13 protein-coding genes are annotated in these 19545 nt (G+C 70.4%); 6 read left to right on the top strand and 7 right to left on the bottom strand.

All coding sequences use genetic code 11. From position 1 onward, the window contains the following. Nucleotides 1-20 precede the first annotated feature (20 nt). Nucleotides 21-1823, top strand: a complete 1803-nt coding sequence (locus OG844_RS36440; protein ID WP_406389375.1) for a glycoside hydrolase family 35 protein — start codon at nucleotides 21-23, stop codon at nucleotides 1821-1823. Between the two features lie 7 nt (nucleotides 1824-1830). Here OG844_RS36440 and OG844_RS36435 read toward each other — a convergent pair whose 3' ends face one another. Continuing rightward, complete coding sequence (locus OG844_RS36435; protein WP_406389376.1) at nucleotides 1831-2607, bottom strand: S1 family peptidase; 777 nt, start codon at nucleotides 2605-2607, stop codon at nucleotides 1831-1833. 255 nt (nucleotides 2608-2862) lie between these two features. On the opposite strand from OG844_RS36435, the gene OG844_RS36430 reads away from it, so the two are divergent. Together OG844_RS36430 and OG844_RS36425 are read left to right on the top strand one after the other, a co-directional pair. Beyond that, nucleotides 2863-3774 carry a hypothetical protein gene (locus OG844_RS36430; RefSeq protein WP_406389377.1) on the top strand — a complete coding sequence of 304 codons (912 nt, stop codon included), beginning with the start codon at nucleotides 2863-2865 and terminating at the stop codon, nucleotides 3772-3774. A 32-nt stretch (nucleotides 3775-3806) separates the two neighbouring features. Next, a complete protein-coding gene (locus tag OG844_RS36425) occupies nucleotides 3807-5288 on the top strand; it encodes an ankyrin repeat domain-containing protein (protein ID WP_406389378.1) in 1482 nt (493 codons plus the stop codon). 130 nt (nucleotides 5289-5418) lie between these two features. Here the strand turns inward: OG844_RS36425 and OG844_RS36420 are convergent, their stop codons facing one another. The 3 genes from OG844_RS36420 to OG844_RS36410 form a co-directional block, all read right to left on the bottom strand. Continuing rightward, entirely contained in the window at nucleotides 5419-7077 is a 1659-nt protein-coding gene (locus tag OG844_RS36420; RefSeq protein WP_406389379.1) for a DEAD/DEAH box helicase, read from the bottom strand. Between the two features lie 182 nt (nucleotides 7078-7259). Beyond that, nucleotides 7260-7463, bottom strand: a complete 204-nt coding sequence (locus OG844_RS36415; RefSeq protein ID WP_015607926.1) for a cold-shock protein — start codon at nucleotides 7461-7463, stop codon at nucleotides 7260-7262. 497 nt (nucleotides 7464-7960) lie between these two features. Then, on the bottom strand, nucleotides 7961-8461 hold the full coding sequence (locus tag OG844_RS36410; protein ID WP_406389381.1) for a pyridoxamine 5'-phosphate oxidase family protein: 501 nt from the start codon (nucleotides 8459-8461) through the stop codon (nucleotides 7961-7963). A 175-nt stretch (nucleotides 8462-8636) separates the two neighbouring features. Between OG844_RS36410 and OG844_RS36405 the strand changes: the two genes are divergently transcribed. Further along, entirely contained in the window at nucleotides 8637-8924 is a 288-nt protein-coding gene (locus OG844_RS36405) for a hypothetical protein (RefSeq protein ID WP_406389382.1), read from the top strand. 42 nt (nucleotides 8925-8966) lie between these two features. Here OG844_RS36405 and OG844_RS36400 read toward each other — a convergent pair whose 3' ends face one another. Further along, a complete protein-coding gene (locus OG844_RS36400) occupies nucleotides 8967-9536 on the bottom strand; it encodes a HutD family protein (protein ID WP_406389383.1) in 570 nt (189 codons plus the stop codon). 163 nt (nucleotides 9537-9699) lie between these two features. Here OG844_RS36400 and OG844_RS36395 point away from each other — a divergent pair, with 163 nt between their 5' ends. Continuing rightward, on the top strand, nucleotides 9700-10614 hold the full coding sequence (locus OG844_RS36395) for a rhomboid family intramembrane serine protease (protein WP_406389384.1): 915 nt from the start codon (nucleotides 9700-9702) through the stop codon (nucleotides 10612-10614). 164 nt (nucleotides 10615-10778) lie between these two features. On the opposite strand, the gene OG844_RS36390 is transcribed toward OG844_RS36395, so the two are convergent. After that, nucleotides 10779-12239: a glutamate synthase subunit beta gene (locus OG844_RS36390; RefSeq protein ID WP_406389385.1), complete on the bottom strand. Its 1461-nt coding sequence runs from the start codon at nucleotides 12237-12239 to the stop codon at nucleotides 10779-10781. After that, a complete protein-coding gene (gltB, locus tag OG844_RS36385) occupies nucleotides 12232-16791 on the bottom strand; it encodes a glutamate synthase large subunit (RefSeq protein WP_406389386.1) in 4560 nt (1519 codons plus the stop codon). Before gltB ends, OG844_RS36390 begins: the two co-directional genes overlap by 8 nt. A gap of 497 nt (nucleotides 16792-17288) precedes the next feature. On the opposite strand from gltB, the gene OG844_RS36380 reads away from it, so the two are divergent. Continuing rightward, a complete protein-coding gene (locus OG844_RS36380; RefSeq protein ID WP_406389387.1) occupies nucleotides 17289-19424 on the top strand; it encodes an FG-GAP repeat domain-containing protein in 2136 nt (711 codons plus the stop codon). Nucleotides 19425-19545 lie beyond the last annotated feature (121 nt).

Here is a 19545-nt window from a genome sequence, read left to right as displayed (position 1 = left end):
CACAGGAGCGTACGAGCACCATGAACGATTTCACTGTGGGGGACGACCATTTCCGGCTGGACGGGAAGCCGGTGCGGCTGTTGTCGGGGGCGTTGCACTATTTCCGGGTGCATGAGGCGCAGTGGGATCACCGGCTGTCGATGCTGCGGGCGATGGGCCTCAACTGTGTCGAGACGTACGTGCCGTGGAATCTCCATGAGCCGCGCCCCGGGATGTTCCGTGATGTGGGGGCGCTGGGCCGGTTCCTGGACGCGGTGGGGCGGGCGGGGCTGATGGCGATCGTGCGTCCGGGACCGTACATCTGTGCCGAGTGGGAGAACGGTGGGCTGCCGGTCTGGGTGACGGGGCGGTTCGGCCGGCGGGTGCGGACGCGGGATGCGCGGTACACGGCGGCGGTGGAGCGCTGGTTCGGGGAGTTGCTTCCGCAGGTGGTGCGGCGCCAGGTCACTGACGGCGGTCCGGTGATCATGGTGCAGGCGGAGAACGAGTACGGGAGTTACGGTTCGGACCGGGTGCATCTGGAGGAGCTGGTGGGGTTGCTGCGCCGGTGCGGGGTGACGGTGCCGCTGTTCACGTCGGACGGGCCGGAGGACCACATGCTGACGGGTGGTTCGGTGCCGGGTCTCCTGGCTACGGCGAATTTCGGTTCGGGGGCGCGTGAGGCGTTCGAGGTGATGCGCCGGCACCGGCGGCGGGGGCCGCTGATGTGCATGGAGTTCTGGTGCGGCTGGTTCGATCACTGGGGTGCCGAGCCTGTCGTGCGGGATCCGGCACAGACGGCGGATGCGCTGCGCGAGATCCTGGAGTGCGGTGCCTCGGTCAATGTGTACATGGCGCACGGCGGTACCAATTTCGCGGGCTGGGCGGGTGCCAATCGTGGCGGTCCGTTGCAGGACCAGGAGTTCCTGCCGACGGTGACGTCGTACGACTACGACGCTCCGGTCGATGAGTACGGGCGGCCCACGGAGAAGTTCCGGCTGTTGCGGGAGGTGCTGGCGGAGTATGCGGAGGGTCCTCTTCCGGAGTTGCCGCCGGAGCCGGTGGGGCTGTCCCCGGTGCGGGTCGAGCTGACGCAGGGGGTTGCGCTGGCCGGGGTGCTGGAGGGGCTGGGCGATCCGGAGACGGCCGAGTCGGGTGTTCCGCCGACGTTCGAGGATCTCGGTGTGGACCGGGGCCTGGTGCGTTACCGGGTGGGCGTTCCGGGGCCGCGGCAGCCGTATCCGCTGGGTGCGGTGGGTCTGCGGGACCGTGCGGTGGTGTACGTGGACGGGGTGCGGGCGGGGGTGCTCACGGAGGAGCTCTCCGTGCTGGAGGAGCCGGTGGCGGGGCCCGCGGAGGTCGAGTTGTGGGTGGAGTCGCTGGGCCGGGTGAACTACGGTCCGCGGCTGGGTGAGCGGAAGGGCATCACGGTCGGGGTGGTCCATGAGCGGCAGTATCTGCACGGGGTGCGGGCCCGGGCGCTGCGGCTGGACGCGTTCGACGATGCGGGTGCGGTGGCCGGGCTGCCGTTCGGGAGTGCCGGGGAGACCGGGCGGACGGGTCTGTTCCGGGGGTTCTTCGAGGTGGCGGGCGCGGCGGAGACCGGTCATGCGGGGCTCGAACTGCCGGGCTGGACACGGGGGTTCGTGTGGGTGAACGGCTTCTGTCTGGGGCGCTACCGGTCGGCGGGGCCGCAGCGGACGCTGTACGTTCCGGGGCCGGTGCTCCGCGAGGGCGCCAACGAGGTGTGGGTGCTGGAGCTGGAGGAGGCCGGGGAGCCGTTCGTCGAGCTGGGCCCGGGGGCACCCGTCAGGACGGGCGCCCCCGGGGACGGTCGGCGGTGACTGCGGGTCAGAGGCCGGCCGCCGCGGACGCTATGGCGGTGGCGAAGGTCGAGACCTGGGTGTACACACCGGGGTAGCCGGCACGTGCGCAGCCCTCGCCCCAGCTGACGATGCCTGTCTGGATCCAGGCGCCGGCGTTGTCCTTGCGGAACATGGGGCCGCCGGAGTCGCCCTGGCAGGTGTCGACACCGCCGGTGTCCACGAGTCCGGCGCAGATCTCCTCGCTGGGGACGAGGTCGCTGCCGTAGGCCTGCTGACAGACGGAGTCGGAGACGTACGGCACGGTCGCCTTGAGCAGGTAGCGCTGCTGGCCGCCGCCTTCCCTGGCGGCTCCCCAGCCGGCGATGGTGAAGGTGCCCGTGTCGTACGCGGTGGTGGTGGCGATCTTCAGGGTGGGCAGGTTGATCGGCTTGGCGAGCTTGATGAGCGCCCAGTCCTTGCCCACGCCGTTGTAGCCGGGCGCCCGGAGGACCTTGGTGGACTTGACCTTGACGGCGCTCGATGACTGCAGGTCTACGACGCCGGCGGTGGCGGTGATGGAGGTGTTGTTGCCGGAGCCGTTCACGCAGTGCGCGGCGGTGAGCACGATGGTCTGGGTGTAGAGCGCGCCGCCGCAGCCCATGGAGAGCCGGACCATGAAGGGGAATTCACCCTGCGCGGCACGGGTTCCGCCGACGACGGGGTTGGGGGCCGCGGTGGCGCCGGATGGCTGGAGGCTGATGGCGGCGAGGACCACCGCGGCGATGACGGAGCATCTTTTCAGGGTGCGCAGAAGCTGCTTCAACGGAGTGCCTGCTTTCGGGTGGGGGGTTCGGTGGAGGTGCTGTGCAGGCGTGCGGGCGTGCAGGTCCAGGTCAGGGGCACAGCCGACCCAGTTCTCGGCATGCTCCCGACAAGAACGCTCCGATTATCGGGAAGCGATCACCGCTGCCACAAGGCGGACTTTCCAGCCAAGATCATCAGGCTGCCCGCAGGCCCCCTCCCCCGCAGGTCGGCCTACAGTGAAGGTCCGTTGAGCGTCACTGATGGGGGTTCGGACGTGAGAGACGGCAGTAACGGCAGCAGTGGCAGTCCGGTCGTCCACGGGTTTCCGCATCTGGACACCGTCCGGTCCTCGATCACCGCGCTCTACCGGCGGATCTCCTACGACGGCGTGCACGGCTACGCCACCAGCCTCGTCCCCGCCGACGCCGCGTTCGCCGACGCGGACGATCTGCACCTCGGCTCCCAGCGCGTGGCACACGCCCTCGTGGAGCATCTGCATCTGCCCCAGGCCCGGATGATCGTCGGCTTCCGGGAGATGGAACATGCCGCGAGCGTCGAACTCGCCGCGGGTCCGGAGTACTTCATCGAGCTCAACGACCGGTTCCGGACGCACCGCAGGGACATCGGGGCGGCGCTCGCGCACGAGATCACGCATGTCCTGCTGCACCGCCTGGGCCTCGAGTTCCCCGGCACCCGCGACAACGAGATCCTCACCGACACGGTGACGGCGTACCTCGGCGCCGGCTGGCTCCTGCTGGACGCCTTCCGGGAGGACGCCACATCGAGCCAGAAGCTCGGCTACCTCACGCCCGAGGAGTTCGGGTACGTGCTCGCCAAGCGTGCGCTCGTCTTCGGCGAGGACCCCTCCGTGTGGTTCACCAGCCCGCAGGCGTACGCGGCCTACACCAAGGGCCGGGCCATGGCGCTGCGGGACCTCGACCGCCCACCGCTGACGGCCGCGGGGTGGGCGGGACGCCGCCGCTACGCCAAGGACCGCCGTGTCGCCATGGACAACCCGGGTGCCGGGCCCGGCCCGGACGTTCCCTACGCCTTCGAGCACGGTGACGCGGGGCTGCGTGTCTCCTTCGCCTGCCCGACCTGCAGCCAGCGCATCCGGGTCCCGGTCCGCGGCCGGGTACGGGCCCGGTGCGGACTGTGCCGCACCGTCCTGGAGTGCGACACCTGAGGTTCGTCCCGCATGCGCCGTAGGGTCGAAGTATGACGAAAGATCCGACCGGGGACGCAGGCAACCTCTTCGAGGCGTTGTACGACGGTGAGGACGCCGTCGTACGAGCGCTCCGCGCGGGCGCGTCCGCCGAGTCGAGCGACACCGACGGGACCACGGCGCTGTACCTGGCGTCGGTGGAGGACCTGCCGGGCGCGGTACGGCTGCTGCTCGCCGCGGGGGCGGATCCCAACCGGGCGAGCGGGCCCGAAGCGGGAGACCTGCCGCTGTGCGGCGCGGCGTGCGGCGGCCACGGCGAGGTCGTGGAGGCGCTGCTCGCGGCCGGCGCGGAGCCGGATCTGCGCGAGGAGTTCGGCTTCACCGCACTGCGGTGGGCGGTCGGCCTGGGACACGCGCGGATCGCGGAGACCCTGCTCTCCCACGGTGCGGATCCCGGCCTGCCCGGCCCGGAGGGTGAGTCCCCGCTGGTGGTCGCGGCCCGGCGGGGATCTGCGCACACGGTCCGGACCCTGCTCCGGCACGGCGCGGCCGACCTGGCCCGGGCGCTGGAGGAAGCCAGGCTCTGCCTGCGGCTGGACATCGAGCGGGAACTGCGCGACGCCCTGTCCGCGCTCTACGGCGACGGTACCGGCAGCGGCGGGATCGACGGCGGTTACACGACGGTGGTACGCCGCACCCCGGTGGACGGCGGAGTGACGGTCACGGTCGAACTGCGGCGGGACGGTGAGCTCTTCGCGTCACAGGACCGGCAGACGGGACACGGAGCGATCGCGACGCTCCTGGAGAACGAGCTGGGTCTGCGGGCCCCCTTCGAGGAGCTGGCGGCCCGTGCGCTGCGGGGTGCGGACCCTGAACTGGACGACTGGCACGAGGCGGTCGAGGCACTGTGGCTGCGCGGCGACGAGGAGACGTTCCAGGCGGCGGCCGCGTGGACGGCGAGCGGAGATCCGCTGCGGCAGGCCTTCGGAGCGGATGTGCTGGCGCAGCTCGGATTCCGTACCGGGGCGAAGCCGTTCGCGGCGCGGTCGGTGCCGCTGCTGCGGGAACTGGCGCGGGAGGCCGTGGACGCGGAGCTGATCCAGTCCGCGGTCCTGGGCCTCGGCCACCATGAGGACCCTGCCGCACTGCCGGACCTCCTGCGCCACGCCGGGCATCCGGACCGGATGGTGCGGCGCGCGGTGACGCTGGCACTGTTCGGCCCGGTGGCGGCGGACCGGCCGGAAGCCGTCGCGGCACTGATCACCCTGAGCGGGGACACCGACGAGGGGGTCCGCGACTGGGCGACGACGGCGCTGGCCGCCACGGACGACGACACCCCGGAGATTCGGGAAGCCCTGGCAGTACGCCTGGACGACGCCGATCCCGACACGGTGGCGGAGGCGGCGCGAGGCCTGGCACGACGCGGTGACCCGCGTGCGGCAGAGGCTCTGGCACGCCTTCTGGCCGAAGAACCGGCGGACAGCTACGCGGGCACGACGGCCGCGGACGCTGTGGAGGACGTCACAGCCACGTAGGGCTTCTCGTCCGGATCACGGCGGGCGGAACATCGAGCCCGGCCGGGCACACACTCAGCCCGGTCGGCAATGGAGAACAGGCCGTCGCGATGACCGGGAACCCGGACACCGCGACGGCCTGCTACGACCGCTACGCGGCCCGACGCCCCCGTGAAGGCGCACCGCTGCGCCCGCCGGAACTCCCGGCCCGCCCGGCCCCGGCACCACGGCCCGAACCACCCGAGCCCGCACCACGGGCCGAACCACCCGAAGCCGCGCCACGGGCCGAACCACCCGAGCCCGCGCCGGCACCCGCACCGGCGCCGGCACCCGCGCCCGCACCGCCGCGACGACCCCGGCCGCGGCTTCCCGAGCGGAAGGACCCGCCGGCCGCCGCACCCGAACCCGTGCCGCGCGTACGCGGCTTGGGCGGCGTCGGCTCCGGCACGGCGATGACGATCGCGATGCCGGACGGCTCACGCGCACCGGTGATCCGGCTGAGCTCCTCGTCGCTGGACTTGATCCGGGTGGTCCGCGGCGCGATGCCCGCGTCCGCCATCAGCCGGGTCATGTCCCGCTTCTCCTCGGGCAGCACCAGCGTGACGACGCTGCCGGACTCCCCGGCGCGCGCCGTGCGCCCGCCGCGGTGGAGGTAGTCCTTGTGGTCGGTCGGCGGGTCCACGTTGACGACCAGGTCCAGGTCGTCGACGTGGATGCCGCGGGCCGCGACGTTCGTCGCGACGAGCGCGGTGACCTCGCCGGTCTTGAACTGGTCCAGCGTCCGGTTGCGCTGCGGCTGGGACCGGCCGCCGTGCAGTGCGGCAGCCCGTACGCCACTGGCGAGCAGCCGCTTGGCGAAGCGGTCGGCGGCACGCTTGGTGTCCACGAACATGATCACCCGGCCCTCGCGGGCGGCGATCTTCGTGGCGACGGCCTTCTTGTCGGTCTCGTCCGCCACGTGGAGCACGTGGTGCTCCATGGTGGTGACGGCGCCCGCGGACGGGTCGACCGAGTGCACGACCGGGTCGGTGAGGAACATCTTGACCAGCCGGTCGATGTTCTTGTCCAGGGTCGCGGAGAACAGCATGCGCTGACCGTCCGCCTCGACCTGCTTGAGCAGGGCGACGACCTGCGGCATGAAGCCCATGTCGGCCATCTGGTCGGCCTCGTCGAGGACGGTGATGGCGACCTGGTCGAGCCGGCAGTCGCCGCGCTCGATGAGGTCCTTGAGCCGTCCCGGCGTGGCGACGAGTACCTCGGCGCCGCGGCGCAGCGTGCCGGACTGCTTGCTGATCGACATGCCGCCGACCACGGTCGCCATCCGCAGGTTCACGGACGTCGCGTACGGCGTGAGCGCGTCGGTCACCTGCTGGGCGAGTTCACGGGTGGGGACGAGGACGAGCGCCAGCGGGGCGTGCGGCTCGGAGCGGCGTCCGGCGGTGCGCGCGAGCATGGCCAGTCCGAAGGCCAGGGTCTTGCCGGAGCCGGTGCGGCCACGGCCGAGGATGTCCCGGCCGGCCAGCGAGTTCGGCAGGGTGGCGCCCTGGATGGGGAAGGGTTCGGTCACACCCTGCGCGGTGAGGGTCTTCTGCAGCGCGGCGGGCATGTCGAGTTCGGCGAACGCCTCGACGGCGGGCAGCGCGGGGGTGATGCTTTCCGGCAGGGCGAATTCGCCACCCTGCGACGGCGCGGGCCGGCGGCGGGCCGGCGCCTTGGCGGAGCCTCTGGCGTTCACCTGTGCCCGGTCCGTGCCGCGCCCCCTTATCGGGCGGCTGCGGGTCGATCGGTCCTGGCGTTCGGAGCGGGTCATACGGAATTGCCCTCCTGGGGGATTCCTGGGGTTACTGCCGACTGCTGTGGACTGCTTGATGTGCGCCCCAGGATGCAAGCACAGAGCAGGTGTCCCCGGAGACAGAGCAAACCGGAAACAGCACAAACCGGGGCCCGCACCTTCACGGTGCGGGCCCCGGCTGCGAGGTACGCGTCCGGCAATTAGGCCGGGACGATGTTCTCCGCCTGCGGGCCCTTCTGGCCCTGCGTGACGTCGAAGGAGACCTTCTGGCCCTCCTGGAGCTCACGGAAGCCCTGGGTGGCGATGTTCGAGTAGTGGGCGAAGACGTCGGCGCCGCCGCCGTCCTGCTCGATGAAGCCGAAGCCCTTTTCCGAGTTGAACCACTTCACGGTTCCAGTAGCCATGTCATTCTCCTAAAAGAGGTGCAGTGCCGGAAATCCGCACTTTACGAATTCCAAGTCGCCGCATTGAGCCCCATCCGGAGAAAGCCGGAAAACAATAAAGCGCCTGAGGAGGGTTCCCGTCAGGCGCACATAAAGTTCATGGGTACCAAAACTGCAACTGGGCAACCGTAGCACGTTCTGTCGTCCTGCGGCAGCTCCCGCCACGCCGCCGGATGGAAAGGTTGGCTGACCAGCGGGGTCGCGGCAGCCGTTCGGCCAGGGTTCCGGAATCGTTCCCGGATGCTTCCCGAGCCGTTCTCCCAAGGGTTTCGGGCCCTCGGGCGGCGGCGAGCGGAACCCCGTGGTCCGCCGGGCCGCCCGGCGCGAAGTCATTCAGCCGAATGCCGCAGGACTCGTGTCCGGCCCGTGCCGGCCCGTGCGTGAACGCCGTCAGGAACCCGGCGCGGGTTGCGCCGAGCGGGTGTCGCCGCGGGACCGTGCGGCCGTCGGCCGGGGTTTCACATCTCGCGCGGCGGACTGTCGTCGTTGCCCCGGCGGATCGTGCGCAGCGCGTGGCCGGGCCGCCAGACCTGTACGACCAGGTCGTCGCCGTCGAGCCCGGTGCGGACCACTTCCGCCGGCTCGGCGCGGAAGAGGAGGAACGGCTCCGGCGGGGTCACCGCCTCGACGAAGCGCGCCAGGACGGCGGGGTCGGTCACCTCCACGGCCCGGCCGGAGATCCGGACGTCCCCGTCGGCCATCTCGGCATCGGGTCCCGGGTTGGCCTGGAGGGCGAATCGCGGGTCGCGCCGCAGGTCGAGCGCCTTGCGGGAGCCCGGCATCATGCCGAGCCACAGCTCGTCCAGCCGGAACTCCGCCTCCAGACCGGTGACGCGGGGCGAACCGTCCTTGCGGAGGGTCGCAAGGACGTGGTGCTTGTACTGCTGGAACCGTTTCTGCACGGTGTCGGCGAAGGCCGGCTCCGCGGCCCGGAAGTCTTGCCACGAACTCGATGTCATGGGGCCATCGAACCCTTCAATCCCGACACCTCCTGTCGGGATTCGCCGGACGTCACCGGATCGGATGCCGCCTTGTTGCAGTCGTGGTGTGCTGGAGGGGGTGCGCCGTCGCCCCGACGGATGGGGTGCGCCGTCGCCCCGACGGAGGGGAGGACCCCGCCCGAGGTGAATTCAGATGGCAGTCTTCATGAAGGCCCTCCTGCCCGGCACCACGGCCGAGCAGTACGACGCCCTCGACGCCGAGCTGCAGGCACTTCCCGGTGACACCTTCGCGGGGTGCCTGTCGTATGTGTGCGTGCCGACCGATGCGTGCCTGGAGATCTATGACCTCTTGGAGTCCCAGGAGGCCATGGACACGTTCGGCGCGCTGATCATGCCCATTGCGGAGAAGCGCGGCATGCCCTCCGCTTCCGGGCCTCCTGCGGTCTCCCCGGTGCACCGCTCCTGGATGTCCGGCGCGTAGCCGTTCACCGCCCGCTGCCACCCGTGCCGGGCGCGTGCTCCTTCACCGGCCCGGCAGGGTGACCACCACCGCGTAACCCCGGGTGCGCAGGACGCCCGGTGAGTCCCCGGTGGCGAGCACCGCGTCGTAGCAGGCCAGTTCGACGTCCTCCGTGGCGCCTTCGGCCACCGCACCGTCCTCGAGCGCGACGGCGACGACCGCGCCGCCGTCCGGCGGGGTCAGCCGTACGGTGCCGCGCACGACGGCGGTCGATGCCGCCTCACGGCCGCGGCGGTACATCACGTTGAGGTTGACGACCGGTCCCCCGAGGAGGCGGCCCTCGGTCTCCAGGTCTCCGGGGAAGTCGTGGGGCCACAACGGCTCGTCGACGATGTGGTGTTCGCCGCCGACCATCAGGTCCATTCCCTCGCCCTCGACGACGGTCAGGGTGCGGTCGATGCCGGGGAACAGGGAGAACGGGCCGTCCGCCGACACCTCGGCGAGGCTGATCCGCCAGTCGAAGGTGTCCGTCGTCGCGCCCTCGGGAGCCGCGGCGATCTCCCGGGTGACTCCCCCGCCGTTGTGCCAGGGCGCGGCCGCACGGCCGGCCGCCCTCAGTACGCGCAAGGCCACGTCGCTCTCCGATCGGGGTTCCGGCTGCGGGACTTCTGAGACTACGGGCTGTCCCGTACCCGGATGTGCCCGTCTCCCCCGGCGTTCGCTATCTTGAGCGCCGCCGCCCCGGCGGCCCACCTCTCCGCCCACGAATCTCCGCCCACGAATGAAGGAGCCGGCCATGGAGGCCGCCGCCACCTCGTGTTACCGCCATCCGTCGTACGAGGCGTATGTGCGCTGCACGCGCTGCGACCGGTACATCTGCCCCGACTGCATGCGTGAGGCGTCGGTGGGCCATCACTGCGTGGAGTGTGTGAAGGAGGGGCAGCGCTCGGTCCGTCGGGCACGTTCGCTCTTCGGCGGTGAGGTCCCGGCGACCGCGGCACCCGTGGTGACGTATGTGCTGATGGCGTTGAACATCGTCGCGTACGTCGTCGAGGTGGTCCGTTCCGAGACGGTGGACCGGTTCGGGATGCTCGGGGCGATTCTCGTCGATCCGGCGGGCAGGCAGTACTACTACGGGGGCGAGCAGGTCCCGGGATTCGATCTGGTCGGAGTGGCCGACGGCGAGTGGTACCGGTTGCTGACGGGTGCCTTCCTGCATCTGCCGCCCGACACGTCGTTCGGTGTGATGCACCTCGTCTTCAACATGTTCGCGCTCTGGAACCTGGGCCGGGTCGTCGAGGGGCACCTCGGCCGGGCCCGGTATCTGGCGCTGTACCTGCTGTCCGCGGTGGGGGGTTCGGTGCTGGTGTACCTGGTCTCGCCGGAGAACACGACGGTCGGCGCCTCGGGGGCGGTCTTCGGTCTGGCAGCGTCGTTCTACGTCATCAACCGGCGTCTGCGCAGCGACATGCACGCGGTCAATCGCTTCATGGCCGGTTTCCTGCTCTGGATGGTCATCTCGGCCGCGTTCACGTCGTGGGAGGGGCACCTCGGCGGACTGCTGACCGGTGGCCTGGTGACGTACGGGCTCGCGTACGCCCCGGCGAAGTTGCGGACCTCGGCGATGCAGCTGGCCGGTGGTGTGGTGCTGGTCGCCCTGCTGGCCGTGGTGGTGGCATTGAGGACGGCGTCGTTGACGGGCGTGGCCTGACGGCCCGTACGGCCGCAACCCGTCGGCGCGCTCCCCGGGGTGCGCCCGGTGGGGCCGGGGAGCCCGGGACGCGCCACGGCGCCCGCCATGGTCCGGTCGGGGACGAGGCGGGCGCCGTGTTCAGTTCCGTACGCCGTTGTACGGGACGTGTGTGTGCCGCGTGATCAGACCATCATGGAGCGGTCCGTCGGGCGGATCGGGGCCGGCAGTGCGCTGGTCCCGGTGAGGAAGCGGTCCACGCCACGTGCCGCGGAGCGGCCCTCGGCGATGGCCCAGACGATCAGGGACTGACCGCGGCCGGCGTCACCGGCGACGTAGACGCCTTCGACGTTGGTGGCGTAGTCCTTGTCGCGAGCGATGTTACCGCGTTCGTCGAGGTCGAGGCCGAACTGCTGGACGAGGCCGTTGGCCTGGTCGGTGCCGGTGAAGCCCATGGCCAGGGTGACGAGCTGGGCGGGGATGACACGCTCGGTGCCGGCCTTCTGCTCCAGCTTGCCGTCCTTGAACTCCACCTCGATGAGGTGCAGGGACTGGACGTTGCCGTCCTCGTCGCCCTCGAAGTGGGTGGTGGAGACGGAGTAGACCCGCTCGCCGCCCTCCTCGTGCGCGGAGGTGACCTTGTAGAGCATCGGGAAGGTCGGCCAGGGCTGGTTGGCGTTACGGTCCTCGCCCGGCTTCGGCATGATCTCCAGCTGGGTGACGGAGGCCGCGCCCTGCCGGTGGGCGGTGCCGACGCAGTCGGCGCCGGTGTCGCCGCCGCCGATGACGACGACGTGCTTGCCCTCGGCGGTGATCGGGGTGACCGTCAGGTCGCCCTCCTGCACCTTGTTGGCGAGCGGGAGGTACTCCATCGCGAAGTGCACGCCGTTCAGCTCACGGCCCGGGACGGGCAGATCGCGGGAGACGGTGGCACCGGCGGCGATGACGACCGAGTCGTAGCGGCGGCGCAGCTTCGCGGCGTCGATGTCGCGGCCGATCTCGATCTCGGTGCGGAACTTGGTGCCTTCCGCGCGCATCTGCTCGATGCGGCGGTTGATGTGCGACTTCTCCATCTTGAACTCGGGGATGCCGTAGCGGAGCAGGCCGCCGATGCGGTCGGCGCGCTCGTACACGACGACCGTGTGGCCGGCTCGGGTGAGCTGCTGGGCGGCGGCCAGGCCGGCCGGGCCGGAGCCGATGACGGCGACGGTCTTGCCGGAGAGGCGCTCGGGCGGCTGCGGGGTGACGTCGCCGCTGTCCCAGGCCTTGTCGATGATGGAGACTTCGACGTTCTTGATGGTGACGGCCGGCTGGTTGATGCCGAGCACGCACGCCGCCTCGCAGGGTGCGGGGCACAGCCGCCCGGTGAACTCCGGGAAGTTGTTCGTGGCGTGCAGGCGCTCGGACGCGGCTGTCCAGTCCTCGCGGTAGGCGAAGTCGTTCCACTCGGGAATGAGGTTTCCGAGGGGACAGCCCTGGTGGCAGAACGGGATGCCGCAGTCCATGCAGCGGCTCGCCTGCTTGCTGATGATCGGGAGCAGCGAGCCCGGAACGTAGACCTCGTTCCAGTCCTTGACGCGCTCGCCGACGGGGCGGGTCTTGGCGACCTCGCGGCCGGTGGTCAGGAAGCCCTTGGGGTCAGCCATTGGTCGCCGCCTCCATCATCTTCTCGGTGGTCTCCTGCTCGGAGAGACCGGCGAGCTCAGCGGCGTCCTTGGCGGCGAGCACTGCCTTGTAGGTGGACGGGATGATCTTGCTGAACCGGGCCACGGCGGTGTCCCAGTCGGCAAGCAGCTTCTCGGCGACCGTGGAGCCGGTCTCCTCCTGGTGGCGGCGCACGACGTCGTGCAGCCACTGCTTGTCGGTGTCGTCGAGCGGGCCGACGGCGCCGAGGTTGCCGGTGTTGACGTTGTCGTGGTCCAGGTCGATGACGTACGCGACCCCGCCCGACATGCCTGCGGCGAAGTTGCGTCCGGTCTCGCCGAGGACGACGGCGTGGCCGCCGGTCATGTACTCGCAGCCGTGGTCGCCCACGCCTTCGGAGACGACGGTCGCACCGGAGTTACGGACGCAGAAGCGTTCGCCGGTCCGGCCGCGCAGGAACAGTTCGCCGCCGGTCGCACCGTAGGCGATGGTGTTGCCCGCGATGGTGGAGTACTCGGCGAGGTGGTCGGCGCCGCGGTCCGGGCGGACGACGACCCGGCCGCCGGAGAGGCCCTTGCCGACGTAGTCGTTGGCGTCGCCCTCCAGGCGCAGCGTCACACCGCGTGGCACGAACGCTCCGAAGGACTGGCCGGCGGAACCGGTGAAGGTCACGTCGATGGTGTCGTCGGGCAGGCCCGCCCCGCCGAACTTCTTGGTGACCTCGTGGCCGAGCATGGTGCCGACGGTCCGGTTGATGTTGCGGATCGCGATCTGGGCCCGGACGGGCTGGGCGGCCTCTGCGCTGTCTGCGCCCAGGGCGTCGGCGGCGAGCTTGATCAGCTCGTTGTCGAGTGCCTTGGCCAGTCCGTGGTCCTGCTCGTTGATGCGGTGGCGCACCGCGCCCTCGGGCAGCTCGGGGACGTAGAAGAGGGGCTCCAGGTCGAGGCCCTGCGCCTTCCAGTGCGTGATCGCACGGTCGGTGTCGAGGAGCTCGGCGTGGCCGACGGCCTCCTCGATCGTGCGGAAGCCCAGCTCGGCGAGGATCTCGCGGACCTCTTCGGCGATGAACTCGAAGAAGTTGACGATGTACTCGGCCTTGCCGGAGAAGCGGTCGCGCAGGACCGGGTTCTGGGTGGCGATGCCGACCGGGCAGGTGTCGAGGTGGCAGACGCGCATCATGACGCAGCCGGAGACGACGAGCGGCGCGGTCGCGAAACCGAACTCCTCGGCGCCGAGCAGCGCGGCGATGACGACGTCGCGGCCGGTCTTGAGCTGGCCGTCGGTCTGGACGACGATGCGGTCGCGCAGGCCGTTGAGCAGCAGGGTCTGCTGGGTCTCGGCGAGTCCGAGCTCCCAGGGGCCGCCCGCGTGCTTGAGGGAGGTCAGCGGGGAGGCGCCCGTGCCGCCGTCGTGGCCGGAGATGAGGACGACGTCCGCGTGGGCCTTGGACACACCGGCCGCGACCGTGCCGACGCCGACCTCGGAGACCAGCTTCACGTGGATGCGGGCCGCCGGGTTGGCGTTCTTGAGGTCGTGGATCAGCTGAGCCAGGTCCTCGATGGAGTAGATGTCGTGGTGCGGCGGGGGCGAGATCAGTCCGACACCCGGGGTGGAGTGCCGGGTCTTGGCGACCCACGGGTAGACCTTGTGGCCGGGCAGCTGGCCGCCCTCGCCGGGCTTGGCGCCCTGCGCCATCTTGATCTGGATGTCGTCCGCGTTGACCAGGTATTCGCTGGTCACACCGAAGCGGCCGGAGGCGACCTGCTTGATGGACGAGCGGCGTGCCGGGTCGTACAGCCGGTCCGCGTCCTCGCCGCCCTCACCGGTGTTGGACTTGCCGCCCAGCTGGTTCATGGCGATGGCGAGGGTCTCGTGCGCCTCCTGCGAGATGGAGCCGTACGACATGGCGCCGGTGGAGAAGCGCTTGACGATGTCGGAGACGGACTCGACCTCGTCGATGGGGATCGCCTCGCGGCCCGACGTGAAGCCGAAGAGGCCGCGGAGCGTCATGAGGCGCTCGGACTGCTCGTTCACCCGGCCGGTGTACTTCTTGAAGATGTCGTACCGGCGGTTGCGGGTGGCGTGCTGGAGGCGGAAGACCGTCTCCGGGTCGAACAGGTGCGGCTCGCCCTCGCGGCGCCACTGGTACTCGCCGCCGATCTCCAGGGCGCGGTGCGACGCGGCGATGCCGGAGGCGGGGTACGCCTTGGTGTGCCGGGCGGCGACCTCCTTGGCGACGATGCCCAGTCCGGCGCCGCCGATCTTGGTGGCGGTGCCGTTGAAGTACTGCGTGACGAAGGCCTCGTCCAGGCCGACGGCCTCGAAGACCTGGGCGCCCCGGTAGGAGGCGACGGTCGAGATGCCCATCTTGGACATGACCTTCAGGACGCCCTTGCCGAGGGCGTAGATCAGGTTGCGGATGGCCTGCTCGGGCTCGATGCCCTCGATGAACGTACCTGCGCGGACGAGGTCCTCGACGGACTCCATCGCGAGGTACGGGTTGACCGCGGCGGCGCCGTAGCCGATCAGCAGCGCGACGTGGTGGACCTCGCGCACGTCACCGGCCTCGACCAGCAGGCCCACCTGGGTGCGCTGCTTGGTGCGGATGAGGTGGTGGTGGACGGCCGAGGTGAGCAGCAACGAGGGGATCGGTGCGTGCTCGGCGTCGGAGTGCCGGTCGGACAGGACGACGAGGCGGGCGCCGTCCTCTATGGCGGCGTCGACCTCGGTGCAGATCTCCTCGATCCGGGCGGCGAGGGCGTCGCCGCCGCCGCTGACCCGGTAGAGGCCGGCGAGGGTGGCGGCCTTCATGCCCGGCATGTCGCCGTCGGCGTTGATGTGTATGAGCTTGGCCAGCTCGTCGTTGTCGATCACCGGGAAGGGCAGCGTGACGCTGCGGCAGGCCGCGGCGGTCGGCTCCAGGAGGTTGCCCGCGGGGCCGAGCGTGGAGCGCAGCGAGGTGACGAGCTCCTCGCGGATGGCGTCCAGCGGCGGGTTGGTGACCTGCGCGAACAGCTGGGTGAAGTAGTCGAAGAGCAGCCGGGGGCGCTCGGACAGTGCGGCGATCGGCGAGTCCGTGCCCATGGAGCCCAGCGGTTCGCCGGCGGTGCGGGCCATCGGGGCGAGGAGGACGCGGAGCTCTTCCTCGGTGTAGCCGAAGGTCTGCTGGCGGCGGGTGACCGAGGCGTGGGTGTGGACGATGTGCTCGCGCTCGGGGAGGTCCTCGAGCTCGATCTCGCCGGTTTCCAGCCACTCGGCGTAGGGCTGTTCGGCTGCGAGGGACGCCTTGATCTCGTCGTCCTCGATGATGCGGTGCTCGGCGGTGTCGACGAGGAACATCTTGCCGGGCTGGAGGCGGCCCTTGCGGACGACCTTGGCGGGGTCGATGTCCAGGACACCGACCTCGGAGGAGAGGACGACGAGGCCGTCGTCGGTGACCCAGTAGCGGCCGGGGCGCAGACCGTTGCGGTCGAGGACCGCGCCGACCTGGGTGCCGTCGGTGAAGGTGACGCAGGCCGGGCCGTCCCAGGGCTCCATCATCGTGGAGTGGTACTGGTAGAACGCGCGGCGGGCGGGGTCCATGGACGCGTGGTTCTCCCACGCCTCGGGGACCATCATCAGCACCGAGTGCGGCAGCGAGCGGCCGCCGAGGTGGAGGAGTTCCAGGACCTCGTCGAAGGAGGCCGAGTCGGAGGCGTCCGGGGTGCAGACGGGGAAGATCCGGTCGAGCTGCGCGGAACCGAAGAGGCTCGAGGCGAGCTGGGACTCGCGGGCCTTCATCCAGTTGCGGTTGCCCTTGACCGTGTTGATCTCGCCGTTGTGCGCGACGAAGCGGTACGGGTGGGCGAGCGGCCAGCTCGGGAAGGTGTTGGTGGAGAAGCGGGAGTGGACCAGCGCGACCGTGGTGGCGAAACGGCGGTCGGAGAGGTCCGGGAAGAACGGCTCCAGCTGCCCGGTGGTGAGCATGCCCTTGTAGACGATCGTGCGTGCGGAGAGCGAGGGGAAGTACACCCCGGCCTCACGCTCGGCGCGCTTGCGCAGGACGAAGGCCTTGCGGTCGAGGGCGATGCCGGTGCTCGTACCGTCAGCGACGACGATCTGGCGGAAGTCGGGCATGGTGGCCCGGGCGCCGTTGCCCAGGAGGTCCGGGGTGACCGGTACCTCGCGCCAGCCGAGGACGTCGAGGCCCTCTTCGCCGGCGATCTTCTCGATCTGCTGGACGGACTCGGCGGAGTCGTCCGCGGACAGGAAGGCGATTCCGACAGCGTAGGAACCCGCCTCGGGGAGGTCGAAGCCGACCTCTTCGCGGAGGAAGGCATCCGGTACCTGGAGCAGAATGCCGGCGCCGTCGCCCGAGTCGGGCTCGGATCCGGTGGCGCCGCGGTGTTCGAGGTTGCGCAGTACGGTCAGCGCCTGCTCGACCAGCTCATGGCTGGCCACACCGGTGAGTGTGGCCACGAACCCGACGCCACAGGCGTCGTGCTCGTTACGGGGGTCGTACATCCCCTGCTGAACGGGGCGACCGTCCATGGGCGACCAGGCGTCGGAACGCATCGGCTCTCCCGTCGTCGTCGTGGCATGTGCTGTGCCGAGGGACGACGTTGGCCCTCTGCGAAATTTCGTGCAGGTTACATGATGGAACGCTTCTCAAAAAGCGAATAGTCCGTTCCAACATGCGGACACCACGGAGAGCCGTGGCGGCGGGGATCATCAGCGGACGTTCTGGAGTTCGCCGTCCGGGAGACCGCAGAGAGCAGGCGTCGTTGCCTGCGGTGTCTACGGCTCATTCCCAGTGGTCACAGAATTGAAACCGCCGAGTAATGGCTACTTATGTGTAGCGCTGCATAGTGTCTCATTTTACGGCCACTCCCCCATCCGCCCAAGAGGTGTGGGCCACGACATACGTCACACCGGAACCGCGATCGCCGACCGCCAGGGGCGGTCGGCGACGTGCGGCCGCACCCGACGGGGAGAACCTCACTCGCCGGTGAGACGCCGTTCCTCCCTGTTAGGTTTCTGGCGTTTGTTCAATGGACAACAGGGGGGAACACATGCGCCGAACCAAGATCATCGGTATCGCACTCATGCCCACGCTGACGCTCGGCCTCGTAGGCGCCGGCGTCACCACGGCGCTCGTCGTGGGGGTTCCGGCGGCTTCGGCGACTTCGGCGGCCGAGCGGACGTGGGGGACACCCGCCGCGCTGACCGGCACGAACAGTGCGAGCACCAGCCCGGGTGTGAAGGTCACCTCGGACGGCACCGCCGTCACGGTGTGGACCCGTGGCACCAGGGAGAGCCCGCAGGAACTGTGGGGCGCGACCCGCCCGGCCGACGCCACCGCCTGGAGCGCTCCGGTGCGCATAGCCGCCGATCAGAAGTACCTGTCCGACGTGTACCTGGTCACCGGCAGGGACGGTTCGGCCACGGTCTCCTGGAACCGCTTCACGACGGAGCGCTTCGACAGGCACAGCACCTCGACGCTCCTGGCCGGCGCCGGGGCGTGGACGGCGCCCGCACCGATCACGTCTGCGCCTTTCGCGAACGACCTCAAGCTGGTCAGCGGGCCCGGCAGCCGGCTCACCGCCGTCTGGAACGGCAACCCGACCCCCGGTGAGGACGAGACGGACGTGGGGGTGTACACCTCCGATCTGGTCGCACCCGGGGCCGCCTGGTCCGACGCTGTCCAGGTCGGCGGCGGAGACGTCTACGAGCTGGCGGCGTCGGCGGCGGGCGACGGCGCCGTGACCGTGGCCTGGCAGGCCGACTTCGGGACGCAAGCCCTGCGGGTGTCGACCCGAGCGGCGGACTCGGCCGACTGGAGTGCCCCCGAGATCATCAGGACCAGCGACTCTTCCGTGTTGGATCTCGACGTACAGACGTCTCCCGACGGTGCGGCCATGGTCACCTGGTCGGAGATCAGCCTCACCCGCCCCTTCGCCTACCGTCCGGCCGGCAGCACGACGTGGGGTGGGACGGAATACCTCCCCGCCGACCCGCAAAGGGGCACCACCTCACCGCCGCTACTGGAACCCGACGGTCGGGTGACGGCGTTGTGGCGCAGCGACATCGCCCTCATCCGGACGGCGACCCGCGAGGTGAACGGCACGTGGTCACAGCCCCGCACGGTGGCCGAGAAGTCCATGTTCGAGTTCTGGGGCCCCAGCATCGGCCACGACGGCTCGCTCGCGGCTCTGTGGACGACGCTCGAAGGCGAGCTGTGGGCCCTGGTGCGCTCCGACGGCACCTGGGGTGAGCCCGTGCACGTGGGCCAGGCCGACCTCCACGCGCGGAGCTCGGTCGCCGTCGGCGAGGACGGCCGCGTCGTCGCCGTGTGGAACGAGCAGCTCGGGCTGACGCCTGAGTATCACTCCATCGAACAGGTCTGGACGGCGGCCACGGGCGCCGCGAAGCCGGCCGTCCCGGCCACGCGCCGGGACTACGTCGGCAACGATGGCTTCCCCGACCTTTACGCGCGCGGGACGAACGGCTCGCTGCTCGTGTACCAGGGCAACGCCACCGGGAAGGTCTCGGAGACGGCCGACGGCGGGACCTGGCCCACGACATCCACGTTGATTCCCTTCGGAGACCTCAACGGTGACGGGGCGAACGACACCCTGGTCACGGACGAGGCGGGCGATCTGTACCGCCACAGTCCGCAGCAGGGCACCGCCGTGGCGCCCCGGTCCCCGTCGGTGAAGATCGGCAACGGCTGGGCGGCCCTCAACGGCCTGACCTATTCCGGTGACCTCACCGGCGACTCCATCCCGGACCTGGTGGCCCGGCAGACCGCGACCGGTGACCTGTACCTGTACGCGGGCACCACGACCGGGGGCCTCACCCGCACCGGCCGGATCGGCACCAGCTGGAAGAACCTGACCATCGTCGGCGCCGGCGACCTCAACGGCGACAAGCACGCCGACCTCGTCGCACGCACCACCACCGGCGACCTCTACCGCTACTACGGCAGCGGCAAAGGCACGATCTCCTCCGGCGTGAAGATCGGTTCCGGCTGGGGCGGCATGGCCGACTTCGTCGGCATCGGCGACCTCACCGGCGACGGCAAGGACGACATCCTGGGCCGCACCACGACCGGCGACCTCTATCGCTACGCCGGCACCGGCATCGGCACCGTCGGCGCAGGAGTCAAGATCGGCACCGGCTGGAAGAACTTCGCCGGCATCCGGTAACGGTCGCACGGGAGCGGAGCGGCGACGGCACGGCCCGGAACGGGTCCGTGCCGTCGCCGCACTCCGGGGAACCCGGCCGCCGGTGCTGAGCCGCGGCACCTACCGCAGCCTTGGCTCCCAC

It is taken from the genome of Streptomyces sp. NBC_00887, assembly GCF_045207585.1.
This window is presented reverse-complemented; position numbering and strand designations above follow the sequence as displayed.

Bases quoted from the DNA above. Each gene is read 5' to 3' on its own strand.
- OG844_RS36380 (WP_406389387.1), top strand. From the start codon at position 17,289: ATGCGCCGAACCAAGATCATCGGTATCGCACTCATGCCCACGCTGACG.
- OG844_RS36415 (WP_015607926.1), bottom strand. From the start codon at position 7,463: ATGGCTACTGGAACCGTGAAGTGGTTCAACTCGGAAAAGGGCTTCGGC.
- OG844_RS36440 (WP_406389375.1), top strand. From the start codon at position 21: ATGAACGATTTCACTGTGGGGGACGACCATTTCCGGCTGGACGGGAAG.
- OG844_RS36420 (WP_406389379.1), bottom strand. From the start codon at position 7,077: ATGACCCGCTCCGAACGCCAGGACCGATCGACCCGCAGCCGCCCGATA.
- OG844_RS36395 (WP_406389384.1), top strand. From the start codon at position 9,700: ATGGAGGCCGCCGCCACCTCGTGTTACCGCCATCCGTCGTACGAGGCG.
- OG844_RS36390 (WP_406389385.1), bottom strand. From the start codon at position 12,239: ATGGCTGACCCCAAGGGCTTCCTGACCACCGGCCGCGAGGTCGCCAAG.
- OG844_RS36425 (WP_406389378.1), top strand. From the start codon at position 3,807: ATGACGAAAGATCCGACCGGGGACGCAGGCAACCTCTTCGAGGCGTTG.
- OG844_RS36405 (WP_406389382.1), top strand. From the start codon at position 8,637: ATGGCAGTCTTCATGAAGGCCCTCCTGCCCGGCACCACGGCCGAGCAG.
- OG844_RS36410 (WP_406389381.1), bottom strand. From the start codon at position 8,461: ATGACATCGAGTTCGTGGCAAGACTTCCGGGCCGCGGAGCCGGCCTTC.
- gltB (WP_406389386.1), bottom strand. From the start codon at position 16,791: ATGCGTTCCGACGCCTGGTCGCCCATGGACGGTCGCCCCGTTCAGCAG.